Consider the following 25683-nt stretch of genomic DNA (forward strand, 5'->3'; position numbering starts at 1 on the left):
TAAGAGAGATGTCTTTTTTTTATACATAAAAAAATGAAACCTTTGATACATTTGTTACGTATGAAGAGAAGGCACTTAATATACGAGGAAGGAGGGATACATCGCCCTTGCTTCAAACAAAAGGATTCCGAGCGGCTCTTTTGAGCATATTTCTACTATCATTATTAGGAGTTCAGCTGCACACAAAAGCAGAAAAACAAACCGTCTACGTCATTCCCGTTGAAAAAAATGTCGAAAAGGGTCTCGTCTCGTTTTTGTCGCGTTCGCTACAAGATGCAGAGGCTCAGCATGCAAACCATATTATTCTTGATATTAACACACCGGGAGGACTGGTGAAATCAGCTATTGATATAGCGGACACGATCAACGAAACAGATATCCCGATAACTGCTTATGTAAACAAACGGGCATTGTCTGCTGGTGCATATATCGCGTTACAGGCTGACGCCATTTATATGGCGCCCGGAGGGAAAATGGGAGCCGCGGCGATCATAGACGGTAAAGGCAATGCTGCTGACAAAAAAGCTGAATCATTCTGGCTTGCGGAGCTGGAAGATGCTGCAGCAAAAAACAACCGTGATCCAAAATACGCGCGTGCCATGGCAGACCCTGATGTAGATGCAAGAGAAGTGGGCGCACCGAAGGGAGATCTGCTTACACTGAATGCGGAAAAAGCTGTTGACGTAGGCTATTCAGAAGGAACTGTTAACAATCTTTCCGCGCTTGTGAAGAAGCTTGGATACGAAAATGCACATATCAGCTATGCTGAGGAAAGCTTTGCAGAAAAGGCAGCAAGGTGGCTGACCAGTCCGATTGTTGTTCCTATTTTATTGACAATTGCTTTTTTAGGCCTTACTGTTGAGCTTTTTTCTCCTGGTGTCGGTCTGCCAGGAACAGCAGGATTTATCGCTTTGATCCTGTTTTTTTACGGACATCTTGCAACGGGTCTAGCCGGATATGAAACGGTTCTTCTCTTTATAGCAGGGGTGATCCTGATCCTGATGGAGATATTCCTCCCCGGAGGAATTATTGGTTTACTTGGCTTGGGAGCAATTGTTGCGAGCTTATTTTTGGCCGCGGGAAGCTTCACAGTCATGGCGGTTTCTCTCTTGATCGCTTCAGCTGTTTCCATTACAGCTTTCATTTTACTGACAAGGGTGTTGGGAAAGCGTATGAAATTCTTTAAGAAATTTATATTAAATGATTCTACAAATACAGAGAGCGGTTATGTATCAAACCAAACGCGCACGGACTTAATCGGCAAGGAGGGCGTGACCTTTACGCCGCTGCGTCCCGCGGGAACCATCATTATTGATGACGAACGTCTTGATGTGGTATCTGAAGGATTATTTACAGAGAAAGATAAAAAAGTAAAAGTAATCAAAGTGGAAGGCTCGCGCATTGTCGTGAGAGAAATTTAAACAGAAACGAGGAGAAGTAGCATGGACCCATCAACATTAATGATACTGGCTATTGTCGTAGTAGGGATCATTGTCTTAGCTGTATTTTTTACATTTGTACCTGTTATGCTCTGGATTTCAGCTTTAGCAGCCGGAGTTAAAATCAGCATTTTCACTCTAATAGGGATGAGGCTTCGCCGCGTCATACCGAACCGGGTGGTTAATCCGCTGATTAAAGCGCATAAAGCGGGACTCAATGTTGGAACAAACCAGCTTGAAAGCCACTATCTTGCCGGAGGGAATGTAGATAGAGTCGTTAACGCACTTATCGCAGCTCAGCGTGCTAATATTGAACTTACATTTGAACGCTGCGCAGCCATCGACCTTGCCGGCCGTGATGTATTGGAAGCCGTGCAAATGAGCGTTAATCCGAAGGTCATTGAAACACCGTTTATTGCAGGTGTTGCCATGGACGGAATTGAAGTGAAGGCGAAAGCGAGAATTACAGTAAGAGCCAATATCGACCGCCTCGTCGGGGGTGCGGGTGAGGAAACGATTGTAGCCCGTGTAGGCGAAGGGATCGTCTCTACAATCGGTTCATCCGAAAATCACAAAAAAGTGCTGGAGAACCCCGATATGATTTCTCAAACGGTTCTCGGTAAAGGCCTGGATTCAGGAACCGCCTTTGAAATTCTTTCAATTGATATTGCTGATGTTGACATTGGTAAAAACATCGGGGCGATCTTGCAGACGGATCAGGCAGAGGCCGACAAAAATATTGCACAGGCCAAAGCCGAAGAACGCCGTGCAATGGCTGTTGCTCAAGAACAGGAAATGCGCGCGCGTGTAGAAGAAATGCGAGCTAAAGTGGTTGAAGCCGAAGCGGAAGTGCCGCTTGCGATGGCCGAAGCCCTGCGCGAAGGAAATATCGGCGTCATGGACTACATGAATATTAAAAACATTGATGCAGACACAGATATGCGTGATTCATTCGGTAAATTAACGAAAGACCAATCGGATGAAGACCGCAAATCATAATCTCTCTATGCAGAAGGGAGAATAGTGATGGAAGATATACTGACGAATCCGCTTGTTATTGCAGCGATTATCGGAATTATTTCCACGATTTTCGGCAAAGTGAAAAAAGAAGAAGAAAAAAACAATCAAAATCAAAAAAGAAAAAAGCCGCAGACAATGAAACCTGCTTCTGTTCAAAATAACCAATCAGCTGAAGAAACGCCAGCTCCTATTCCAAACCGCTTGGAACAGATGAGACAAGAAGCTGAAGACAGACGGAAGGAAACGGAAAGAAACCTGAAAGGGCTTGAGCGGGATCTTACTGCCGCCAAACATAAAGCTGTGTATACCAAGCAAAAACTGCTTCAGGTCAATAAAGACACTGTGGTGCAAGGCATTGTCTTAGGCGAGGTATTCGGTCCGCCAAGGGCAAAAAAACCTCATCATACAATGCGTACGGCCCGCAAAAATTAAGTGTTAGAACCCTCTTTCAAATCATACATATGAGATGAAAGGGGGTTCTTTTTGTATGGGGCAAAGAAAGAATCGTTTAAAAGCTTGGCTGACAAGAGCATTGGAAATTCCCCCGGACGTTATGATGGATCTGCCGCGGATCACAATGGTCGGCAGACTTCATATCTACATAGAAAACCACAGAGGTCTTCTGCTGTTCAGTGAGAATGAAGTGAGGCTGATGCTGAAGCAGGGCCAGTGCATCATATCAGGAAAAAACTTTGTGATCAAAGCGATTCTTCCGGAAGAAATACTTTTGGAGGGTACGATTGATGTCGTTCGATATGTTGAGTCATAAAGCCGAGGGGGAAATGTTGTGAAAAATAAATGGCTGTCTTTTTTTGGTGGTAAGGTCCAGCTTGAAGTGACGGGACGAGGCATTGAACGGCTCCTTAATGAATGCACAAGAAGAGGGATTCCGATCTTTCATCTGAGAAAAAAGAAAGAAGCCGTCTTGTTATATATACAGCTTCAGGATGTACATGCCTTTCGGCGTGTCAGAAGAGAATTTGACTGTAAAGCCCGTTTTATCAATCGAAAAGGGTTCCCGTTCTTATTGCTGAAATCCAAACTGAATTTAGGTTTTACCATTGGTTTTGCGCTTTTTTTTATCCTATTGTTTTTGCTCTCCAATATGGTGTGGAAAATTGAAGTGACTGGCGCAAAGCCTGAAACGGAGCACCAAATGATGCAGCATTTAAAGGAAATCGGCGTCAAAAAAGGGCGATTGCAATTTTTAATGCAGTCTCCCGAAAAAATACAAAAATCGTTAACCAACGGAATAGACAATATCACGTGGGTCGGAGTCGATTTGAAAGGCACGACCATCCACATGAAAGTTGTGGAGAAAAATGAGCCTGAAAAAGAAAAGTATGCCAGTCCGCGCCACATTGTCGCCAAAAAGAAAGCAACCATTACAAGAATGTTTGTCCAGAAAGGACAGCCTATGGCCGCAATCCATGATCATGTGGAAAAGGGGCAAATGCTTGTCTCCGGCTTAATCGGAAGCGAAGATGAGCAGCAGGAAGTCGCCTCTAAAGCTGAAATTTACGGCGAGACCTGGTACAGATCTGAAGTAACGGTGCCCCTTGAAACATTATTTAACGTCTATACGGGCAAAGTAAGGACAAAGCACAAGCTTTCTTTTGGCTCATGGGCTTTCCCAATCTGGGGGATAACGTTTAAAAAAGCAGAATTAAAACATCCAAAAACAGAACAAGAGAAGCATTCGCTTCATTTTCTCGGTTTGGAGCTCCCTGTTTCTTATATCAAAGAGCAAACGAGAGAAAGTGAAGAGGCTTTGCGAAAATATACGAAAGAAGAAGCAGTTCAAGAAGGAATCAAAATGGGTAAACGGGATGTAGAGAGTAAAATAGGCGAGGACGGCGAGGTGAAAAGTGAAAAAGTTTTGCACCAGACAGTCGAGAATGGTAAAGTAAAGTTGATTATTCTCTACCAAGTTATAGAAGATATCGTTCAAACCACACCTATTGTCAGGGAGACTGAAGAATGACAGAACATTTACTTGCGATGAATCAAAAACTGAAAAGCCCGGACGAAGCGCTTTCACTGTTCGGGAACCAAGATTCTTTTTTGACACTGATGGAGAAAGATCTGGATGTAAATATCATTACGCGAGGCGAAACGATTTATATTTCAGGCGATCAAGAATCGTTTCAGATTGCCGACAGGCTGCTGGGATCACTTCTCGCATTAATTCGCAAGGGGATAGAGATCTCTGAACGTGATGTGATTTCCGCCATCAAGATGGCAAAAAAGAATGAACTTGAATATTTTGAAAGCATGTACGAAGAAGAAATTACAAAAAACGCAAAAGGCAAACCGATCCGTGTGAAAACCATGGGACAGCGGGAATACGTGGCCGCCATGAAACGAGATGATCTTGTATTTGGCATCGGCCCGGCGGGAACCGGAAAAACGTACCTTGCTGTCGTAAAAGCAGTCCACGCATTGAAAAACGGACATATTAAAAAAATCATTTTAACAAGACCTGCGGTTGAAGCCGGTGAAAGCCTCGGTTTTTTACCAGGTGACCTCAAAGAGAAAGTAGATCCTTATTTGCGCCCGCTGTATGACGCTCTTCATGATGTGCTTGGAACAGATCATACAGAACGGCTGCTGGAAAGAGGAGTCATTGAAATCGCTCCGCTCGCTTATATGAGAGGCCGGACGCTTGATGATGCCTATGTTATACTTGATGAAGCACAGAACACTACGCCTGCCCAAATGAAAATGTTTTTGACGAGACTGGGTTTTGGCTCTAAAATGATCATTACAGGTGACGTTAGCCAAATTGATCTGCCGAAAGGCGTCAAATCGGGACTTGCAGTAGCGAGAGAGATGCTGAAAGAAATCGACGGCATTTCTGTGATTGAACTGGACCAGACAGACGTGGTCAGACATCCGCTTGTTGCGAAAATTATTGAAGCATACGATAAGCAAAATTAATCCTGAATGACCCGATCGCGCGTTATCGGGTCATTTTTGCTTATGAGCTTGATTTTCTAGAGGAGGTTCTTGTGTTGAAAAAGAAGGGGAAGACCAAAAGCGGCTCAAAAAAGTGGCGCGGCTTTAAAAATGCCCGTTCCATGCATGTACTGCTGTATCTTCTGCTGGCTGCGATTATGTTCGCATTGCTTTTTGTACATGTGAAGCCGGAAACGCTTGATTTAGACCTGTTTTCAGTCAGCGACAAGACCATTTATGCTCCGGCAACTGTGGAAGATCAAAAAGCGACAGAGGAAAAAAAGCAAGCTGCTGAAGATGCGGTCGAAGATCAATATACCTTAAAGAAAGATTATACAGACAATCGAATTGATCTTGTGTCATCGATATTCGACAGTATCAGTGAAGTGAAAAAATCAGCAGAAGAAGACAGCAGTTCACCATCAGAAAAAACAATGATTAAGTCGGTGAAAAATAAGCTGACGTCAGATGTGAATGATTCTATATCAGAGGATGCCATCAAGACTTTGCTGAAGGCGGACCATGAAGATTTTTCATTTGTCAGAGATACTGTCATAACAGCAGTAAACTCAGTGATGAGCAGTGAAATCCCATCGGATAAATTATCTGAAGCAAAAGATAAAGTGCAAAAAGAACTGAAGAGTAATTCTATCCCGTCTAAATATTTGGGCGCCGCCACGGAAATCGGGCGTTACGCCATTATTCCGAATTACGTCTTCGATCCAAAAGCAACAGAGGCAAAACGCCAGGAAGCGTCAGACAATGTTCAGCAGGTTCAGATCAAACAGGGGCAGGTGCTCGTGGAAGAAAATGACCTCATTGATCGGGAAGTGTACAGAAAACTTGAGCTGACCGGATTGCTAAATAACTCCAATTTGTTCAAGCCGATTAGCGGCCTATTGATTATGATCGGACTTTTCATTGCTACACTCGTTTACTATTTCGAAAAACAGAATCAAAATCTGAAATTCAAAAATAAGTCGATCCTATTATTCTCCATTATTACAACGCTTTTGCTTGTTATTATGGAGGTTGTCAGTTTATTTCAAAAGATGGAATATAACAATATTGGCTATCTTGTTCCCATTGCGGCCGGTGCAATCTTAATCAAGCTGCTGATGAATGAACGAATCGCTATTTTAGGAAGTATCATTCTTGCGATTTGCGGAAGTATGATGTTTAATCAAGGTGTAACAGGAACATTTAATTATGTCATTGGTATTTATTATTTGATCAGCGGTATTTCCGGTGTTTTGTTTTTAGGAAAACACAATGGCAGATCAAAAATTTTGCAGACCGGGCTTTTTGTGGCGTTTATCAATATGATTGTGGTTCTATCTCTATTATTGATTCAAAACACCGCGCTGTCAGGCTTGGAGATCGGGACGCTAATGCTGATGGGGGTTGTGTCGGGTTTTGCCTCCTCCGTATTAATTATCGGACTTATGCCGTTTTTTGAGACAGGTTTCGGCATTTTGTCCACAATGAGGCTGATCGAGCTGTCTAATCCTAACCATCCGCTGCTTCGAAAAATACTGACAGAAACACCAGGTACATATCACCACAGCGTCATGGTCGCCAATTTGTCAGAGGCCGCCTGCGAGGCGGTAGGGGCAAATGGTTTGCTTGCAAGAGTCGGAGCGTATTATCACGACCTCGGAAAAACAAAGCGGCCGCAGTATTTTATTGAAAACCAAATGAATATAGACAATCCGCATGATAAGCTTTCTCCGCAGCTCAGTAAAAATATCATTATTTCGCATACCACTGACGGGGCGAATATGCTGAGAAGCTATAAATTTCCAAAGGAGCTTGTGGATATTGCTGAGCAGCACCACGGGACCTCTCTTTTGAAATTCTTTTATTATAAAGCGAAGGAAAAAGGCGATCAGATTACAGAGGAAGAATTCCGTTACCCGGGACCGAAGCCTCAGTCAAAAGAAGCCGCGATTATATCAGTGGCAGATAGTGTCGAAGCGGCTGTCAGATCGATGCATAATCCAAATCCTGAACGAATTGAAAAGCTTGTCAGGGGCATTATATCCGATAAGCTTCAGGACGGACAGTTTAGTGAATGCGATTTGACATTTAAAGAGCTTGATACAATCGCAAAAACGCTTTGTGCAACATTAAAAGGAATTTTCCACTCCCGGATTGAATATCCGGAGGCTACTAAGAAGGTGAAATAGATGAGTTTATTGATTGATATCGTAGATGAAACCGGAAGTGTCTCTGAAGAGATGCTTAAAGAAGTAGAAAATCTGCTTCAATTTGCCGCTGAGCGCGAAGGAGTTCAGGACCAGGCTGAGGTTTCTGTCACGATCGTTACCAATGAAGATATTCAGCAGATCAATAAAGAGTATCGGGGAAAGGATACGCCGACAGACGTCATCTCTTTTGCTCTTGAAGAAGAGGGAGAAGACGAAGTTGAAATTGTCGGTGCTGAAATGCCGCCGGTTTTAGGTGACATTATCATCAGTGCAGATCGTACAAGAGAGCAGGCTGAAGAATATAACCATTCTTTCAAGAGAGAGCTTGGCTTTCTAGCGGTACATGGATTCCTGCATCTTTTAGGATATGACCATATGACGAAAGAGGAAGAAGAGGAGATGTTTACTAAGCAAAAGGATTTGCTGGACGCCTATGGACTCAAGAGATCATAGAAATGAGCTGAAGCGATTCCTAATGAGCTTCGTGCACGCGGGGCGGGGCATATGGAGAACGGCGCGGACGGAGCGGAATTTTCAATTTCATGCCGCGGCTGCCTGCGCCGTTATCATTTGCGGTTTTCTCGTTAATCTCAGCCTGACAGAGTGGGCTATTATTTTTCTTTTGATTGGCGGAATGCTTTCACTGGAGCTTTTAAATACAGCTATTGAACACACGGTTGATTTAGTAACAGATAAACATCACCCGCTTGCTAAGGCGGCTAAGGACGCTGCTGCCGGGGCTGTTTGCGTTTTTGCCGTGATTTCGTGTATTATTGGTTTACTTATTTTTTTGCCAAAGCTGTATGGCTGAAAATTCTTACATTTATTTTACATTTTTAGAAATGGGCGTGAAAAGTGGAGCGCCATTATGTAAAATATAAAGTGATAGCGGTACCATTATAGGTAAGAGAGGAACATGTACACATGAACAGACAGAAATTGATAACAGAAGCTTTAAAAGCGCGTGACATGGCATATGCACCGTATTCCAGGTTTAAAGTAGGAGCCGCTCTTCTTACCAAAGATGGAAAAGTGTACAGAGGCTGCAATATAGAGAATGCGGCATACAGCATGTGCAACTGCGCTGAGCGTACCGCTTTGTTTAAAGCTGTTTCTGAAGGCGATACTGAGTTTCAGATGCTGGCAGTAGCTGCTGACACCCCGGGACCAGTATCACCGTGCGGAGCCTGCCGGCAGGTGATTTCTGAGCTTTGCACAAAGGACGTTATTATCGTGCTGACCAATTTACAAGGACAAATACAAGAAATGACTGCAGAAGAATTATTGCCAGGCGCATTTTCATCGGAGGATTTACATGACGAACGAAAGCTTTAAATCAGGATTTGTATCCATTATCGGAAGACCAAACGTAGGAAAGTCTACTTTTTTGAACAGAGTGATCGGCCAAAAAATCGCGATCATGAGTGATAAACCCCAAACAACAAGAAATAAGGTGCAAGGGGTATTAACAACAGGCACATCACAAACGATTTTTATTGACACACCAGGAATTCATAAGCCTAAGCATAAGCTTGGGGACTTTATGATGAAAGTGGCGCAAAATACATTAAAAGAAGTCGATTTGATCTTATTTATGATCAACGCTGAGGAAGGCTATGGTAAGGGCGACGAGTTCATTATTGAGAAATTGCAGAATACCTCGACACCTGTTTTCTTAATCGTAAACAAAATTGACAAGATCCACCCTGATCAATTGCTTCTGCTAATTGACGATTACCGCGGGCGATATCCTTTTAAGGAAATTGTTCCGATCTCTGCATTAGAGGGAAATAACATTGAAACATTGCTGGCGCAGATTGAAGCATATTTGCCTGAAGGTCCGCAGTTTTATCCGAGTGATCAGGTGACCGATCATCCGGAGCGCTTTATCATTTCTGAGCTGATCAGGGAAAAGGTGCTGCATCTGACAAGGGAAGAGATCCCGCACAGCATTGCGGTAAGCATCGAATCGATTAAAGGGCAAGACAACGGATCCGTGCATGTGGCGGCAACAATTGTGGTCGAACGGGATTCTCAAAAAGGCATTGTCATCGGGAAAAAAGGCAGCCTGCTGAAAGAAGTCGGAAAAAGAGCGAGAGCGGATATCGAGGCCCTCTTAGGTTCCCGCGTCTATCTAGAATTGTGGGTAAAAGTGCAGAAAGACTGGCGTAACAAAATGTCCCAGCTTCGCGACTTCGGCTTTAAAGAGGATGAATATTAATCACTTGCTGTGTCATTATCTCACATGAACAGGGATACATTAGCAAATTTTGTTTAACATGAAATGGAGGACATCTGGTCAAGATAAAGGTAAGAATTTGGAGTTTAGGTAAGCTAGTTTAACTACAGAAAGGTGGGTTTCTTGTGTTGAATTTTACCTGGAACGTATTTTCTCAAACAGGAAATGTTGATACGTATCTTCTTTTTAAAGAACTGGAAAAAGAGAACATGGAAAGACCCGAAGAACTAGAAGATGAGCTAGCCCGATTTGATTTTCCAATTTTATAGACCTCTTGACCGCTCCTGTTTTAGGAAGGTGCGGAAATGCTGACAAAATGTGAAGGAATCGTTCTTCGTACCAATGATTACGGAGAGACGAATAAAATTGTTACTTTACTGACAAGAGAACACGGAAAAATAGGTGTGATGGCTAGAGGAGCCAAAAAACCGAACAGCCGTTTATCAGCAGTCAGCCAGCCCTTTTTGTATGGTTCATTCCTAATGCAGAAAACAACAGGCCTAGGAACCCTTCAGCAGGGTGAAATGATCCTCAGCATGAGAGGCATCAGAGAGGATTTGTTTTTAACTGCATATGCAGCTTTTATTGCTGAGCTCGTTGACAAAGGCACAGAAGAAAAAAAACCAAATCCCTATTTGTTTGAATTTATTTTAGAATCCTTTAAACAGCTTGACGAAGGAACAGACCCGGATGTTATTACCTTCATTGTTCAAATGAAGATGCTTGCTGTGATGGGACTGTATCCTGAGCTTAATCACTGTGTGCATTGTAAAAGCCAGGATGGGACATTTCATTTTTCTGTTCGCGATAACGGTTTTATTTGCCACCGCTGCTTTGACAAAGACCCTTACAAGGTGCCGATTAAACCGCAAACGGCAAGGCTTTTGAGACTGTTTTATTACTTCGACCTTTCAAGGATTGGCAATGTGTCTTTAAAGCAGGAAACGAAAAATGAATTAAAGCAAGTTATTGACTTGTACTACGAAGAATATTCAGGGGTTTATCTGAAATCGAAGCGTTTTTTAGATCAAATGGAGAGCATGAAACATCTTATGGGTGAAAACAAAAGTTGACATATGGCCCATCTTTTTATATGATCATTTATTATAAAATATGTTGCAGTGAGAGAAAGAAGTACTTGCGTTTACCTCATAAAAGCGACCTTAGGACGGTGTAAGCTAAGGATGAGCGCGCAACGAAAGGCATTCTTGAGCAATTTTAAAAAAGAGGCTGGGATTTTGTTCTCAGCAACTAGGGTGGAACCGCGGGAGAACTCTCGTCCCTATGTTTGCGGCTGGCAAGCATAGAGACGGGAGTTTTTTGGTTGCTGCCGCAGCAATTTTTATGAAAGAAAAGTGGAGGTGCTTGAAATGAATATTCAAGACATGATTCTAACCTTGCAGAAGCATTGGTCTAATGAAGGCTGTGTGCTCATGCAGGCATACGATGTAGAAAAAGGGGCCGGCACGATGAGCCCGTATACATTTTTGCGCAGTATCGGTCCTGAGCCGTGGAAAGTGGCTTACGTTGAGCCGTCAAGACGCCCAGCTGACGGCCGATACGGAGAAAACCCGAACAGACTCTATCAGCATCATCAATTTCAGGTCATCATTAAACCATCACCTGATAACATTCAAGAGTTGTATTTAGATTCTTTGCGCGCTCTCGGAATTGATCCGCTCGAGCATGACATCCGTTTTGTTGAGGACAACTGGGAGAATCCGTCTTTAGGCTGTGCGGGTCTTGGCTGGGAAGTATGGCTTGACGGAATGGAAATTACACAATTCACGTATTTCCAGCAGGTTGGAGGACTTGAGTGTAAACCTGTATCCGTGGAAATTACATACGGAATTGAGCGTCTGGCCTCTTATATTCAGGATAAAGAAAATGTATTTGATCTTGAGTGGACGTCAGGGTTTACTGTGAAAGATTTATTCATGATGGCTGAGTACGAGCATTCCGTTTATACATTTGAAACATCTGATGTTGATATGCTGTTCCAATTATTCAGCACGTATGAAAAAGAAGCGATCAAGCAAATGGATAACGGTCTTGTGCATCCCGCATATGACTACGTGCTTAAATGCTCGCACACATTCAATCTTCTTGACGCCAAAGGGGCAATCTCTGTTACAGAGCGGACAGGCTATATCGGAAGAGTGCGGAATTTAGCAAGAAAAGTCGCAAAAACCTATTATGAGGAACGAGAAAAACTAGGGTTCCCAATGCTTAAAGGGGAGGGTTCTTCTCATGAGTAAACAGGATTTACTTTTAGAGATCGGATTAGAGGAAATGCCGGCGCGCTTTTTGAATGAAAGCATGGTTCAGCTGGGCGAAAAGCTGACAGGCTGGCTTGCAGAAAAAAATATTGCACACGGTGAAGTGAAGCTTTTTAATACACCGAGACGCCTTGCTGTTTTCGTAAAGGGTGTAGCAGAAAAGCAGGATGATATAAAAGAAGAAGCAAAAGGGCCTGCAAAAAAAATCGCCCTTGATGCTGACGGCAACTGGACAAAAGCGGCGATTGGCTTTTCAAAAGGCCAAGGTGCCAGTGTGGAAGACTTGTACATGAAAGAAATAAAAGGCACGGAATATGTTTTTGTGCAAAAATTCCAAGCAGGACAAGAAACCAAAACGCTTCTGCCTGAACTGAACAGCTTAATCACAAGCCTCCATTTCCCGAAAAATATGAGATGGGGAAATGAAGATCTGCGTTATATCCGTCCGATTAAATGGATTGTCGCTTTATTTGGCCAGGATGTCATTCCGTTTGCGATTACAAATGTTGAGTCAGGCCGGACGACACAGGGGCACCGGTTCCTGGGGCATGAAGTGTCTATTGAATCACCTTCAAGTTATGAAGAACAGCTGAAAGAGCAGCATGTGATTGCTGATCCTAATGTCCGGAAACAAATGATTCAATCTCAGCTGGAAGCGATGGCTGCAAAAAACAGTTGGAGTATTCCGGTTGACGAGGACCTCCTTAATGAAGTCAATCATTTAGTAGAATATCCGACGGCTCTTTACGGCTCATTTGAATCTGAGTTTCTGTCCATCCCTGAGGAAGTTCTTGTCACGACAATGAAAGAGCATCAGCGCTATTTCCCTGTTAAAGACAAAAACGGAGATTTGCTGCCTTACTTTATTACAGTCCGTAACGGAAACAGCCACGCGATCGAAAATGTCGCGCGAGGCAATGAAAAAGTGCTGCGTGCTCGTTTGTCAGATGCTTCTTTCTTCTACAAGGAAGACCAGAAACTGAACATTGATGAAAATGTGAAGAAGCTTGAAAACATTGTGTTCCATGAAGAGCTTGGCTCTCTCGCTGATAAGGTAAGAAGAGTAACAGCGATCGCAGAGAAGCTTGCTGTCCGTCTTCAAGCTGATGAAGATACATTAAAACATGTGAAACGTGCTGCTGAAATTTCTAAATTTGACCTTGTGACACATATGATATATGAGTTCCCTGAGCTTCAAGGAATTATGGGTGAAAAGTATGCGAGAATGCTTGGCGAACATGATGCTGTAGCCGCGGCTGTCAACGAACACTATATGCCTAGATCTGCAGGCGGAGAAACGCCTTCCACTTTCACTGGGGCGGTAGTTGCCATGGCGGATAAGCTGGATACAATCGCATCCTTCTTCTCTATTGGCGTCATTCCGACTGGTTCACAGGATCCTTACGGCTTGCGCCGCCAAGCGAGCGGTATTGTCGCTATTCTGCTTGACCGGAACTGGGGCATTTCGTTTGAAGAGCTGCTGACTTTCGTACAAACCGAAAAAGAAACCGAACTGTTAGATTTCTTCACTCAGCGTCTAAAATACGTCTTAAATGCGGAGCAGATCAGACATGATGTAATTGATGCCGTGCTGGAAAGCTCTGAGCTTGAGCCGTATTCAGCGCTCCACAAAGCGCAAGTGCTGGAACAAAAATTGGGTGCGCCAGGCTTTAAGGAAACAGCAGAAGCTTTAGGCCGAGTGATCTCTATCAGCAAAAAAGGAGTTCGCGCGGAAATTCAGCCTGATTTGTTTGAAAATGAATACGAAGCGAAGCTATACGAAGCTTATCAAACTGCTAAACAAAATCTGCAGGAAAGCTTCAGCAAAAAGGATTATGAGGCGGCACTTTCTTCCCTTGCGGCCTTGAAGGAACCGATTGATGCTTATTTCGACCATACGATGGTTATTGCTGATAACGAGACATTAAAGGCAAACCGATTAGCGCAAATGGTAAGCTTGACGGATCAGATCAAGTCCTTTGCTAATATGAATGCCCTTATTGTAAAATAAAGAAAGAAAAGGCGGTTGCTGTGTGATCGGTAATCGTCTTTTCTCCATTTGAACGTTTTTTTGTTTGATTACAAAGCATTTACGTTATAATATGGTTTATTATTTCTTTACATAGATACGAAGTGAAAAGGCGGTGAGTACGATCGAACTAAATAAACGGCAAGAACATATTTTGCAGATTGTAAAAGAAAACGGACCGATTACAGGGGAGCATATTGCCGAACAGCTGAATTTAACGAGAGCAACGCTGCGTCCGGATTTAGCCATACTCACCATGTCAGGTTTCCTTGAGGCGCGCCCGAGAGTCGGTTATTTCTATACTGGAAAAACCGGCACGCAGCTTTTGGCAGATAAACTGAAAAAGCTTCAGGTGAAAGACTTTCAATCTATCCCCGTTGTGATTCACGAGAACGTTTCTGTATATGATGCGATTTGCACCATGTTTTTAGAAGATGTAGGTACTCTGTTTGTAGTGGACCGCGATGCTGTTTTAGTCGGAGTGCTTTCACGTAAGGATTTACTACGAGCCAGCATCGGCCAGCAGGAGCTTACTTCTGTCCCTGTGCACATTATTATGACTAGAATGCCGAATATTACAGTGTGCAGACGCGAGGATTATGTGATGGACATTGCAAAGCACTTAATTGAAAAACAAATCGATGCACTGCCTGTCATCAAAGATACCGATAAAGGATATGAAGTGATCGGCAGAGTGACGAAAACGAATATGACCAAAATACTTGTCAGTTTATCAGAAAATGAAATCCTATAAGAGCGCAGACTAACGGGGGGATAATATGAATAACCGCATCATCTATGTTGTATCGGATTCCGTCGGTGAAACGGCCGAATTGGTAGTTAAAGCTGCATTAAGCCAATTTAACGGATCAGCGGATGATACACATGTAAGAAGAATTCCTTATGTTGAAGACATTGGCACTATCAATGAAGTGATTACACTTGCAAAAGCAGATGGAGGCATTATCTGTTTTACACTTGTGGTGCCGGAAATAAGAGAATATTTGATTGCCGAAGCGGAAAAAGCAAATGTTTTATATTATGATATTATCGGCCCGTTAATTGATAAAATGGAAACAGCCTACGGTTTAACGGCGAAATATGAACCGGGACGGGTCCGCCAGCTTGATGAAGATTATTTCAAAAAGGTTGAAGCGATTGAATTTGCTGTTAAATACGATGATGGGCGTGACCCACGAGGCATTTTAAAAGCTGATATCGTTTTGATCGGTGTATCGAGAACCTCTAAAACACCGTTATCTCAATATCTTGCCCACAAGCGGCTGAAGGTTGCCAATGTTCCGATTGTTCCGGAGGTTGACCCGCCGGAAGAGCTCTTTCATGTTGACCCGAAAAAATGCATCGGCCTGAAGATCAGTCCGGATAAACTGAATCATATCAGAAAAGAACGGTTAAAATCGCTTGGCCTCAATGACAAGGCCATTTATGCAAATATCAACAGAATTAAAGAGGAACTGGACTATTTCGAAAAGATCGTGGATCGAATCGGCTGCCAGGTTGTAGATGTTTCAAATAAAGCAGTAGAAGAAACAGCAAATATTATCCATCATCTCAAAACGAAAAACATGTAACTCAGGACGCTCTATCCTGGGTTTTTGACTTTGCCAAAAGGGAATAATGAAAAACAATAGCATCTTTGTGAAGTTTGTATTATAATAAAAAATTGTGATAAAATGATTAATTTTAGGTTTAAGGTTAGTGTGATACGAATAAACTATTATGGGTAAGATGTCAAGAATTTCTCCCGGAAATTTTTCGACAAATTCATATACACCCGCATTTTTGCAGGGTGTGCGATTTTGCTTGCTTTTATGCAGGAGTTTAATGGAGGGATGGAGAATTACTCTTCTTAATGAAAAAGAAAAGACGATTTTTGTCGATGCTGATGCTTGTCCCGTAAAAGACGAAATTTTACAAACAGCATCCGATTATGAAGTTCAAGTTCTTTTTGTCGCTTCATTTGAACATTACCAGCTTTCCAGAAGTCAGGAAGAAAAATGGAAGTATGTTGATCCTCATAAAGAAGCTGCTGATTTATATATCGCAAATCATGTAAAACCGGGAGATGTCGTGGTGACGCAGGATATTGGTTTAGCATCCCTGCTTGTGAACAGGAATGTCACCGTCATGTCGGAGAGAGGGCGTCTTTACAAGGAAGATACGATTGATTTTGCCCTTGAAGGCCGTCATGTTTCCGGCAAACAAAGGAGAAAAGGCATATATGCCAAAGGGCCTAAAAAATTGAATCATGAAGATCGAGAACGATTTGTTACACTGCTGCAAAAAATCCTGTCGAACGATGAAGGGATTTTGCACTAAAACATCGAATAATGTACGACGGAGTGTTATAAGATGGGAAATCGGATACCAGATGAAATTGTAGACAAGGTGCAAAAGTCGGCAGATATCGTTGAAGTCATAGGTGATTATGTTCAATTAAAGAAGCAAGGCCGAAACTACTTTGGACTCTGTCCTTTTCATGGAGAAAGCACACCTTCGTTTTCCGTATCGCCAGACAAACAGATTTTTCATTGCTTCGGCTGCGGAGCGGGCGGCAATGTTTTCTCCTTTTTGAGGCAGATGGAGGGCTATTCGTTTGCTGAGTCGGTTTCCCACCTTGCGGACAAATACCACATTGATTTTCCAGATGATATAACGGTTCACACCGCAGTCCGGCCAGAATCCTCCGGAGAACAAAAAATGGCGGAGGCTCATGAGCTTCTGAAGAAATTTTACCATCATTTGTTAATAAATACAAAAGAAGGTCAAGAAGCGCTGGATTATTTGCTTGCAAGAGGGTTTACAAAAGAGCTGATTGATGAATTTCAGATCGGCTATGCTCTTGATTCTTGGGATTTCATAACAAAATTTCTCGTCAAGCGGGGCTTCAGTGAAACGCAAATGGAAAAAGCGGGTCTGCTAATCAGACGCGAAGACGGAAGCGGATATTTTGACCGGTTCAGAAACCGGATCATGTTTCCGATCCATGACCATCATGGAGCTGTTGTGGCTTTCTCAGGCCGAGCGCTTGGCAGCCAGCAGCCAAAATATATGAACAGTCCGGAAACGCCGCTTTTTCATAAAAGCAAGCTGCTTTATCATTTTCACAAGGCCCGGCTTCATATCAGAAAGCAGGAAAGAGCTGTCTTATTCGAGGGATTCGCTGATGTCATATCAGCGGTAAACTCAGGCGTAAAAGAGAGTATAGCGACGATGGGCACGTCTCTGACAGATGATCATGTAAAGATTCTGAGAAGAAACGTGGAGGAGATCATTCTTTGCTATGACTCTGATAAAGCCGGATATGAAGCCACCTTGAAAGCTGCAGAGCTTCTTCAGAAAAAAGATTGTAAAGTCAGAGTCGCAATGATCCCTGACGGATTGGATCCTGACGATTACATTAAACAGTACGGCGGAGAAAAATTCAAAAACGACATTGTCGATGCAAGCGTTACGGTAATGGCGTTTAAAATGCAATATTTCCGGAAAGGAAAGAACCTGGCCGATGAAGGCGATCGATTAGCTTACATTAAAGAAGTGCTTAAAGAAATCAGCGCGCTGTCAGGATCACTTGAACAGGAAGTCTATGTGAAACAGCTTGCTTCCGAATTTTCGATTTCCCAGGAGTCATTAACTGAGCAGCTGACTGTATTCGGCAGGCAAAACAAACCTGCTGACAGCAGCGGTGAAACGAAAACAAGAAGAGCGCATCTGACAACTAAGGCAAGGCAAAAACGGCTGCGCCCGGCGTATGAAAATGCAGAAAGGCTTTTACTGGCGCATATGCTTCGTGACAGGGGTGTCATAAAAAAAGTCATTGACCGGGTCGGGTTTGAATTTAATATTGATGAACACCGTGCTTTGGCCGCCTATCTGTACGCTTTTTATGAAGAGGGTGCCGAGCTGACGCCTCAGCATCTTATGGCCAGGGTGACGGATGATCATATAAGCCAGATACTGTCTGATATTTTAATGCTCCAGGTTAATCAAGAACTCAGCGAGGCCGAGTTATCAGATTATGTGAAAAAAGTGTTGAATCACAGAAAATGGTCAATGATAAAAGAAAAAGAGGCGGAAAGAGCCGAAGCCGAAAGGCAAAAAGATTTTTTGAGAGCGGCATCTCTGGCTCAAGAAATCGTTACTTTAAACCGATCTTTAAAATAACTAGGACAACTGATGAGGAGCTTTCATTGGCAATGATTCCTTGCGGAGGAGCAAATAGATCGCTTGACCTCATCATGAATTGTCATTTCATTATTCGCACATTGTTAAAGGCAGTTCACATAGAAAACGCCTGAATGGACCGAATAAGAATCATACCGCTTTTAGAATTCGTTGCAAGCTTTGGAAGGAGGGATCCATAATGGCTGATAAACAAACCCACGAAACTGAATTAACAATCGACCAAGTGAAAGAGCAATTAACCGAGTCTGGTAAAAAACGTGGCGTTTTGACATATGAAGAAATTGCTGAGCGTATGTCCAGCTTTGAGATTGAATCAGACCAAATGGATGAGTATTATGAATTTTTAGGTGAACAAGGTGTTGAATTAATTAGTGAGAATGAAGAAACGGAAGATCCTAATATTCAGCAGCTTGCCAAAGCCGAAGAAGAATTTGACCTTAATGACCTAAGTGTACCGCCTGGTGTCAAAATCAATGACCCAGTTCGTATGTATTTAAAGGAAATCGGCCGGGTTAACCTTCTTTCTGCAAAGGAAGAAATCGCCTATGCGCAAAAAATTGAAGAAGGTGATGAAGAATCCAAACGCAGATTGGCTGAAGCGAACCTGCGGCTTGTTGTCAGCATCGCCAAACGGTACGTCGGACGCGGAATGCTGTTCCTTGACCTGATCCAAGAAGGTAACATGGGTCTGATGAAAGCCGTTGAGAAATTTGATTATCGTAAGGGTTATAAATTCAGTACGTATGCTACGTGGTGGATCAGACAGGCGATTACACGCGCCATTGCCGATCAGGCGAGAACGATCAGGATCCCCGTTCATATGGTTGAAACCATTAATAAATTAATCCGCGTACAGCGTCAGCTATTGCAAGACTTAGGCAGAGAGCCAACACCTGAAGAAATTGCGGAAGACATGGATTTAACACCTGAAAAAGTACGTGAAATCTTAAAAATAGCACAAGAGCCAGTGTCTCTTGAAACACCGATCGGTGAAGAGGATGATTCCCATCTTGGTGATTTCATCGAAGATCAAGAGGCTACTTCACCTTCAGATCACGCGGCATACGAGCTATTGAAAGAGCAGCTTGAAGACGTGCTTGATACGTTAACAGATCGTGAAGAAAATGTATTGCGGCTTCGATTCGGTCTTGATGACGGACGTACAAGAACATTGGAAGAGGTCGGCAAGGTATTTGGAGTTACGAGAGAGCGTATTCGACAAATCGAAGCGAAAGCGCTGCGGAAACTAAGACATCCTAGCAGAAGTAAACGTTTGAAAGATTTTCTAGAATAAGATGGAACGGGTCTTGCAGATCCGTTCTTCTTTTTTTAAAAAGATATATGGATAATATGCCTTTATTTTACTGAAAAATGATGTCATTTGCAAATGAACATTGTGATGAAAAATTTCAATATACCAATCCATATTTTCTATTGTAAGCGTATTCAATACATTATACAATAGAATAAAAGGAATGTTAGAGAAATAGGCATGATTTGATTCAATTTTGTATAAAGTGTGAATAAAAAACTTTTGTATGCCAATCCATTTACTTTTTGTAAAAATAAGTTAGAATTAGAAGTGTTTACATAGGGGGAAGGATCATAAAGGGGGAAGGGAAATGAAATGGAATCCGCTTATTCCATTTTTACTGATCGCTGTTTTAGGAATTGGTCTGACTTTCTTTTTATCAGTAAAGGGGCTTGATGACTCTCGCGAGATTGCGAGCGGCGGAGAAAGCAAGTCTGCTGAAAAAGATGATGCAAACGCTTCACCTGAAGATATTTACAAGGCGAATTGTATCTCGTGTCACGGGGAAAATTATGAAGGAGTTTCGGGTCCGAGTTTAAAAGGTGTAGGGGATAAGAAGGATGTCGCTGAAATCAAAACAAAGATTGAAAAAGGCGGTAATGGAATGCCTTCCGGTCTTGTTCCGGCTGATAAGCTTGATGACATGGCAGAATGGGTGTCTAAAATTAAATAAAGGATGTATCTTTCTCCTTATACGTTCTCAGGCCGCCGAGATGTTCTCGACAGCCTTTTATTTTTGTCCGGTCATCCCATACTTGATGTTGTTCCTGCAAAGAAATAAACTGAAAGTCATTCGCTCAGCTTGGATTTCGGGCGGATTTTTTATATGATAGAAAAGGAAAAAATGATTGAGAAAAGTTGTGATGACTAGTGAACGAATTAAAATTATCAAAACGATTACAAACAGTAGCGGAGTACATACCGGATGGAGCAGTAGTAGCGGATATTGGTTCTGACCATGCCTACCTTCCCTGTTATGCGGTGCTGAATCGTAAAGCCAGCAAAGCTATTGCTGGAGAAATAACAGACGGTCCATTCTTATCTGCCAAACGGCAGGTCGAAAAATCTGGTTTAAGTGCACACATAACGGTAAGGCAAGGAGACGGCCTGGAAGTGCTTCAGAAAGGTGAGGCTGACGCCATAACAATTGCCGGAATGGGCGGGTCACTGATCGCTCATATTTTAGAAGCAGGCAAAGAAAAACTGACAGGTAAAGAACGGCTTATTTTACAGCCGAATATTCATGCCGTTCATATTAGAGAGTGGCTGTATAAAGAAGGATACGCACTTATTGATGAAGTGATTCTAGAGGAAGACGGAAAGTGCTATGAGGTGCTTGTCGCCGAATCCGGAGACAGAGATGCAGCTTATGCAAGAATTTCTTTGCCGGCCGGAATGCTCGTAGGCCCATTTTTGGCAAAAGAAAAGAATGCTGTATTTTTGAAAAAATGGACACAAGAACTTCACCATACTCAAAACATATATGAGCAGATCAGCCGTGCTGCAACATCTGAAGATAACAAACAGAAATTGAAGGAACTAACCGATCGAATGAAGCTATTAAAGGAGGTTATCGATCATGGCTAAAACGGTAAACGGACAGCAAGTCATCCAGCTGTTTGAACAATTTTCTCCGAAAGCCTATGCAGTTGAGGGCGATAAAATCGGTCTGCAAATCGGCAGTTTACATAAACCGGTTAAAAATGTGATGGTTACGCTGGATGTATTGGAAAGCGTTGTCGATGAAGCGATTGAAAAAGATGTTGATTTAATCATTGCGCACCATCCTCCTATTTTCCGGCCGCTAAAGCATATTTCAACTGATCAGCCCGGCGGAAGGCTGATTGAAAAGTGTTTGAAGCATGATATCGCTGTCTATGCGGCTCATACAAACTTAGATGTTGCTGACGGCGGCGTAAATGATCTGCTTGCTGAGGCCTTGGAGCTGAGTGAAACTGAAGTATTGGCCCCTACTTATACCGATCCTCTTAAAAAGCTGGTCGTATACGTGCCGAAAGAATATGAGGAGCAGGTCAGAGGAGCGCTGGGAAATGCGGGGGCAGGCCATATCGGTGAGTACAGCCATTGTGCGTTTTCATCAGAGGGCATTGGCAGCTTTAAGCCACTGGACGGCGCACAGCCTTTTATCGGAGAGGTAGGAGAGCTTGAGCTCGTTCATGAAGTCAGACTGGAGACTGTGTTTCCTAAAAGCATAGAAAAAGCCGTTATAAACGCAATGATAAAAAGCCATCCATATGAAGAAGTCGCTTATGATGTTTATCCTGTCGAACAGTCACCAGCTGAAAAAGGGCTAGGGCGTGTCGGAACACTTAAAAATGAAATGACGCTTCAGGAATTCGCTTTGTTTGTGAAAGACAAGCTTCAAGTGAACGGCGTCAGAATGGTGGGGCAGGCTGACAGTATGGTGAAGAAAGTAGCTGTTCTCGGAGGCGACGGGAACAAGTATATCCACCAGGCAAAACGAAAAGGCGCAGATGTTTACGTTACAGGTGATCTATATTTCCATGTTGCCCATGATGCGATGATGCTTGGTCTGAATGTCATTGATCCCGGCCATTACGCTGAAAAAATCATGAAAGAAGGCGTCACAAAAAAACTGACGTCAATGTGTAAGGATAAAAAAGTAGACGTCAATATCTTTATTTCTGAAACGGATACAAATCCATTTACTTTTCTATAAAAAAACTGAGGCTGTGAGGGCCTCAGTTTTTTGCTTTCACTTTCGGAAGGATTTTTTTGAGCGGGACATTGTGTTCGGTTGTCCAAGTTGATGGGTCTTCATGATCGAACTGTTCTAAAAAGCGAATCACTTCTTTGGTGATCGGTGTCGGTGTTGAAGCTCCGGCAGTAACGGCGACGGTATTTACGCCTTTAAGCCATTCCAATTTTAATTCGCTTAGATCGCCGATTCGGTACGCTTTTGTCCCGGCTATTTCCTCTGACACTTGCGCAAGCCGGTTTGAATTGTTGCTTTTCGGGTCGCCGACAACGATGGTTAAGTCCGCTTTTTTCGCCTGTTCCGATACAGCTTCCTGTCGTACCTGAGTAGCCAGGCAAATTTCTTGGTGATATTCAACGTGAGGATATTTTTCCTTCACAAGCTCCATAATATCGTGAACATCCCATTGAGACATTGTCGTTTGATTTGTTACGATCAATTTTTCAGCTTGGATATTGAGATTTTTGACATCTTCCGGCGTTTCAACCAAGTGAACGATATCAGGCGCAACGCCAACCGCTCCTTCCGGCTCCGGATGGCCTTTTTTGCCGATATAGATTACGTGGTATCCTTTTTCTTTCATGTCTAAGATTAAATTGTGTGTTTTCGTTACATCCGGACATGTAGCATCTATTGCGACTAATCCTTTTTCTTCGGCGATTCGTCTAACCTCGGGAGAAACGCCGTGCGCTGTGAAAATGACAGTTCCTTTGTCAACCTGCTTTAGGATGTCCAGTCGATTAGCGCCGTCCAAAGTATAAATGCCATCTTCCTCAAACGCATCAGTGACGTGTTTATTATGAACAATCATCCCGAGTATATAAATGGGTCTTGGCAAGCTTTTATCCAGTGCCGCGTTTTTAGCGATTACCATAGCGTCAACAACACCATAGCAATAGCCGCGCGGCGAAATTTTAATTACGTCCATTTTCGGTTGTCCTCCAATACAGAAGTGAGTAAAGGCAATATAAAAAGCCGTAATCAAACGGCTCTAATCTTGCATTCTTCTGATCTCCATTATAGCCAAACTCACTCCAGATATCAAAGAATGTTAAATATATAATCTCGGCTTTGAACTGCCTGATGTTTTTTTCGAGGAAGGGGAGGGCGTTTCATTTTTCTTTGAGACAGATGTTTTTGATTCTTGTTCCTTCAAGTCCGGTGCTTCTGTTTTTTTTGCAGGTGATGAACTGCTTGCTTTTGATTTTTTCTTTTCGGCAGAGTCGTTGGACGCAGTTTTCTTTTCTGTTTCTGCACTTTCTTCCGATTCTGTCTTCGTTTCTTCTTCAGTGCCCTCTGTATCATCGTTTTTGCTTAATTGACTGTAAAGCTTTATCATTGCCGGCAGATTGCGGACTAAGGGTCCGTACTGCTGGATCATAGGGGTGACTTGCTGCGCCATGCCGAGCACTTTTTGCACATTGTTGAGCATACTGGATAACGATGCCGGATTAGCGAGATTTTGAATGCCTTGCAGACCTGCTCCTCCGCCTGCGGCTGCTCCGGGGGCCCCTGTACCTCCTGCGCCGGGCAAAAATTTGGACAGCATCCCTTTTAAGCCTGTGCCCGCCCCATTTCTTGCTCCAGCGTTTGGCTGAGGAAGAAATTGCTGCCCTGATTGCTGGAAACCTTGCTGCGGCGGACCAAATGAAGGCCTTCGCATTGCAGGCGTTGCTCTTCCCATCATGCGCTGGTTTTGCATAGGGCGGGGCGGACCGGGCTGCGGATAGTTTCTCATTGGCTGCTGCTGTGAAAACATACTTGTACCTCCTTTCAGCTCTCTCTGCTATTACAATATGCATGGGTTTCGGTATTTGCTTTCCTTATCTGAATAAAACAAACGCCTTCCAAACGTGGTGTTTTTAAGGTAAATCGGGTATAATGTGATGATGGACACATAATGTGCCGCTTTAAGGAGCTGGGAAAAATGAAAGAAACTAAATTTGATGTGTATGAATTGAAACCGTTTATTATAGATGCAGTACATCGCCTTGGTTTTTATGAACCGACTGATATTCAAAAAAGGCTGATTCCTGCTGTATTAAAAAAAGAAAGCGTCATCGGACAGTCTCAGACGGGAACCGGAAAGACTCACGCTTACTTACTTCCTTTGTTAAATAAAATTGATCCCGCTAAGGATGTCGTTCAGGTGGTCATCACGGCTCCGACGCGCGAGCTTGCCAACCAGATTTATCAGGAAGCGCTGAAAATCACGCAGGGTGCAGAAGGCGATTCGATCCGTTCGAAATGTTTTATCGGAGGAACAGATAAGCAGAAAGCCATTGATAAACTGAAAACGCAGCCGCATCTAGTCGTCGGAACGCCGGGACGGATTGCGGATTTAATCAAAGAACAGGCACTAAGTGTTCATAAAGCTGAGTCTCTTGTTATTGATGAAGCTGATTTAATGCTGGATATGGGGTTCCTTGCAGATGTTGATTACATTGGCTCACGCATGCCAGAGAATCTGCAGATGCTTGTGTTCTCTGCAACGATCCCGGAAAAGCTGAAACCGTTTTTGAAAAAATACATGGAAAACCCGAAATATGCCCACGTGGAGCCGAAACAGGTCACTGCTGCAAAAATTGAGCATATTCTTATTCCTTCAAAGCACCGTGATAAGGACAAGCTCCTTTTCGATATCATGTCTAATCTGAACCCATACTTAGGCATTGTGTTTGCCAATACGAAAAACGCTGCCGACCATATTGCCAAATATTTGATGGGCAAAGGTATGAAAATCGGACTTCTGCACGGCGGCTTAACGCCTCGTGAGCGGAAAAAAGTCATGAAGCAGATTAATGATTTGGAATTCACTTATGTAATTGCAACTGACCTCGCCGCAAGAGGCATTGATATTAAAGGTGTCAGCCATGTCATCAACTATGAGCTGCCTGATGATCTTGATTTCTATGTTCACCGTGTGGGCAGAACAGCGCGCGCGGGTTCTTCAGGACAGGCCATGACAATTTATGAGCTTTCTGATGAGGATGCATTGGTGAAGCTTGAGAAAATGGGCATTGAGTTTGATTACCTGGAGATTGAAAAAGGCGAATGGAAAAAAGGCGATGACCGCCAGCGCCGCCAAAAGCGTAAAAAGACGCCTAACGAAGCAGATGAAATCGCCCATCGTCTCGTGAAAAAGCCGAAGAAGGTCAAGCCGGGATATAAAAAGAAAATGAGCTACGAGATGGAGAAAATTAAGAAAAAACAGCGAAGAAATCAATCTAAAAAAAGAAAGTAGGGGAACC

26 protein-coding genes and 1 other annotated feature are annotated in these 25683 nt (G+C 43.1%); of the genes, 24 read left to right on the top strand and 2 right to left on the bottom strand.

Features of this window, described 5'->3' with window-relative positions; translation table 11 throughout:
* The first annotated feature begins 107 nt into the window (after nucleotides 1-107).
* The 23 genes from M1D69_RS08115 (at nucleotide 108) to M1D69_RS08225 (ending at nucleotide 22393) form a co-directional block, all read left to right on the top strand.
* Entirely contained in the window at nucleotides 108-1421 is a 1314-nt protein-coding gene (locus M1D69_RS08115; protein ID WP_458104058.1) for an NfeD family protein, read from the top strand.
* Between the two features lie 21 nt (nucleotides 1422-1442).
* On the top strand, nucleotides 1443-2438 hold the full coding sequence (floA, locus tag M1D69_RS08120) for a flotillin-like protein FloA (RefSeq protein WP_458104057.1): 996 nt from the start codon (nucleotides 1443-1445) through the stop codon (nucleotides 2436-2438).
* A gap of 27 nt (nucleotides 2439-2465) precedes the next feature.
* Complete coding sequence (locus M1D69_RS08125; RefSeq protein ID WP_458104056.1) at nucleotides 2466-2891, top strand: hypothetical protein; 426 nt, start codon at nucleotides 2466-2468, stop codon at nucleotides 2889-2891.
* Nucleotides 2892-2946: 55 nt separating this feature from the next.
* Complete coding sequence (gene yqfC, locus M1D69_RS08130; protein WP_024122093.1) at nucleotides 2947-3228, top strand: sporulation protein YqfC; 282 nt, start codon at nucleotides 2947-2949, stop codon at nucleotides 3226-3228.
* A gap of 18 nt (nucleotides 3229-3246) precedes the next feature.
* Nucleotides 3247-4443: a sporulation protein YqfD gene (gene yqfD / locus M1D69_RS08135; RefSeq protein ID WP_458104055.1), complete on the top strand. Its 1197-nt coding sequence runs from the start codon at nucleotides 3247-3249 to the stop codon at nucleotides 4441-4443.
* Complete coding sequence (locus M1D69_RS08140) at nucleotides 4440-5399, top strand: PhoH family protein (RefSeq protein ID WP_458104054.1); 960 nt, start codon at nucleotides 4440-4442, stop codon at nucleotides 5397-5399. Before yqfD ends, M1D69_RS08140 begins: the two co-directional genes overlap by 4 nt.
* A gap of 71 nt (nucleotides 5400-5470) precedes the next feature.
* Complete coding sequence (pgpH, locus tag M1D69_RS08145; protein ID WP_081638339.1) at nucleotides 5471-7606, top strand: cyclic-di-AMP phosphodiesterase PgpH; 2136 nt, start codon at nucleotides 5471-5473, stop codon at nucleotides 7604-7606.
* Complete coding sequence (gene ybeY, locus M1D69_RS08150) at nucleotides 7607-8080, top strand: rRNA maturation RNase YbeY (RefSeq protein WP_010334982.1); 474 nt, start codon at nucleotides 7607-7609, stop codon at nucleotides 8078-8080.
* Nucleotides 8061-8438: a diacylglycerol kinase family protein gene (locus tag M1D69_RS08155; RefSeq protein WP_101864544.1), complete on the top strand. Its 378-nt coding sequence runs from the start codon at nucleotides 8061-8063 to the stop codon at nucleotides 8436-8438. Before ybeY ends, M1D69_RS08155 begins: the two co-directional genes overlap by 20 nt.
* A 113-nt stretch (nucleotides 8439-8551) precedes the next feature.
* Nucleotides 8552-8962 (top strand): cytidine deaminase, encoded by a 411-nt coding sequence (locus tag M1D69_RS08160; RefSeq protein ID WP_458104053.1) that lies wholly within the window; start codon nucleotides 8552-8554, stop codon nucleotides 8960-8962.
* Nucleotides 8943-9848 carry a GTPase Era gene (gene era / locus M1D69_RS08165; protein ID WP_458104052.1) on the top strand — a complete coding sequence of 302 codons (906 nt, stop codon included), beginning with the start codon at nucleotides 8943-8945 and terminating at the stop codon, nucleotides 9846-9848. Before M1D69_RS08160 ends, era begins: the two co-directional genes overlap by 20 nt.
* 143 nt (nucleotides 9849-9991) lie before the next feature.
* Nucleotides 9992-10135 (top strand): YqzL family protein, encoded by a 144-nt coding sequence (locus M1D69_RS08170; protein WP_024122087.1) that lies wholly within the window; start codon nucleotides 9992-9994, stop codon nucleotides 10133-10135.
* 36 nt (nucleotides 10136-10171) lie between these two features.
* Nucleotides 10172-10939: a DNA repair protein RecO gene (recO, locus tag M1D69_RS08175; RefSeq protein WP_024122086.1), complete on the top strand. Its 768-nt coding sequence runs from the start codon at nucleotides 10172-10174 to the stop codon at nucleotides 10937-10939.
* A gap of 39 nt (nucleotides 10940-10978) precedes the next feature.
* Nucleotides 10979-11153, top strand: a binding site (T-box leader).
* 83 nt (nucleotides 11154-11236) lie between these two features.
* A complete protein-coding gene (gene glyQ, locus M1D69_RS08180; RefSeq protein ID WP_010334976.1) occupies nucleotides 11237-12124 on the top strand; it encodes a glycine--tRNA ligase subunit alpha in 888 nt (295 codons plus the stop codon).
* Nucleotides 12117-14156, top strand: a complete 2040-nt coding sequence (glyS, locus tag M1D69_RS08185; RefSeq protein WP_458104051.1) for a glycine--tRNA ligase subunit beta — start codon at nucleotides 12117-12119, stop codon at nucleotides 14154-14156. The genes glyQ and glyS overlap by 8 nt, the downstream gene beginning before the upstream one ends.
* A 133-nt stretch (nucleotides 14157-14289) precedes the next feature.
* Nucleotides 14290-14928, top strand: coding sequence for a transcriptional regulator CcpN (gene ccpN / locus M1D69_RS08190; protein WP_024122084.1), 639 nt, complete (start codon nucleotides 14290-14292; stop codon nucleotides 14926-14928).
* Nucleotides 14929-14953: 25 nt separating this feature from the next.
* Complete coding sequence (locus M1D69_RS08195) at nucleotides 14954-15766, top strand: pyruvate, water dikinase regulatory protein (protein ID WP_458104050.1); 813 nt, start codon at nucleotides 14954-14956, stop codon at nucleotides 15764-15766.
* Between the two features lie 253 nt (nucleotides 15767-16019).
* Nucleotides 16020-16514 (top strand): YaiI/YqxD family protein, encoded by a 495-nt coding sequence (locus M1D69_RS08200; RefSeq protein WP_024122083.1) that lies wholly within the window; start codon nucleotides 16020-16022, stop codon nucleotides 16512-16514.
* Nucleotides 16515-16547: 33 nt separating this feature from the next.
* Complete coding sequence (dnaG, locus tag M1D69_RS08205; protein WP_044154521.1) at nucleotides 16548-18359, top strand: DNA primase; 1812 nt, start codon at nucleotides 16548-16550, stop codon at nucleotides 18357-18359.
* A 199-nt stretch (nucleotides 18360-18558) separates the two neighbouring features.
* On the top strand, nucleotides 18559-19674 hold the full coding sequence (gene rpoD / locus M1D69_RS08210; protein ID WP_458104049.1) for an RNA polymerase sigma factor RpoD: 1116 nt from the start codon (nucleotides 18559-18561) through the stop codon (nucleotides 19672-19674).
* Between the two features lie 328 nt (nucleotides 19675-20002).
* A complete protein-coding gene (gene cccA / locus M1D69_RS08215) occupies nucleotides 20003-20365 on the top strand; it encodes a cytochrome c550 (protein ID WP_044154523.1) in 363 nt (120 codons plus the stop codon).
* Between the two features lie 245 nt (nucleotides 20366-20610).
* Nucleotides 20611-21279, top strand: a complete 669-nt coding sequence (gene trmK, locus M1D69_RS08220) for a tRNA (adenine(22)-N(1))-methyltransferase TrmK (protein WP_458106180.1) — start codon at nucleotides 20611-20613, stop codon at nucleotides 21277-21279.
* Entirely contained in the window at nucleotides 21272-22393 is a 1122-nt protein-coding gene (locus M1D69_RS08225; protein WP_458104048.1) for a Nif3-like dinuclear metal center hexameric protein, read from the top strand. The genes trmK and M1D69_RS08225 overlap by 8 nt, the downstream gene beginning before the upstream one ends.
* A 22-nt stretch (nucleotides 22394-22415) precedes the next feature.
* On the opposite strand, the gene M1D69_RS08230 is transcribed toward M1D69_RS08225, so the two are convergent.
* A complete protein-coding gene (locus tag M1D69_RS08230) occupies nucleotides 22416-23360 on the bottom strand; it encodes a 4-hydroxy-3-methylbut-2-enyl diphosphate reductase (RefSeq protein WP_458104047.1) in 945 nt (314 codons plus the stop codon).
* 123 nt (nucleotides 23361-23483) lie between these two features.
* Nucleotides 23484-24191 carry a VrrA/YqfQ family protein gene (gene vrrA / locus M1D69_RS08235; RefSeq protein WP_458104046.1) on the bottom strand — a complete coding sequence of 236 codons (708 nt, stop codon included), beginning with the start codon at nucleotides 24189-24191 and terminating at the stop codon, nucleotides 23484-23486.
* A 168-nt stretch (nucleotides 24192-24359) separates the two neighbouring features.
* Here vrrA and cshB point away from each other — a divergent pair, with 168 nt between their 5' ends.
* Entirely contained in the window at nucleotides 24360-25676 is a 1317-nt protein-coding gene (gene cshB / locus M1D69_RS08240; protein WP_458104045.1) for a DEAD-box ATP-dependent RNA helicase CshB, read from the top strand.
* Nucleotides 25677-25683 lie beyond the last annotated feature (7 nt).

The sequence above is a fragment of the Bacillus sp. PK3-037 genome (genome assembly GCF_054161355.1).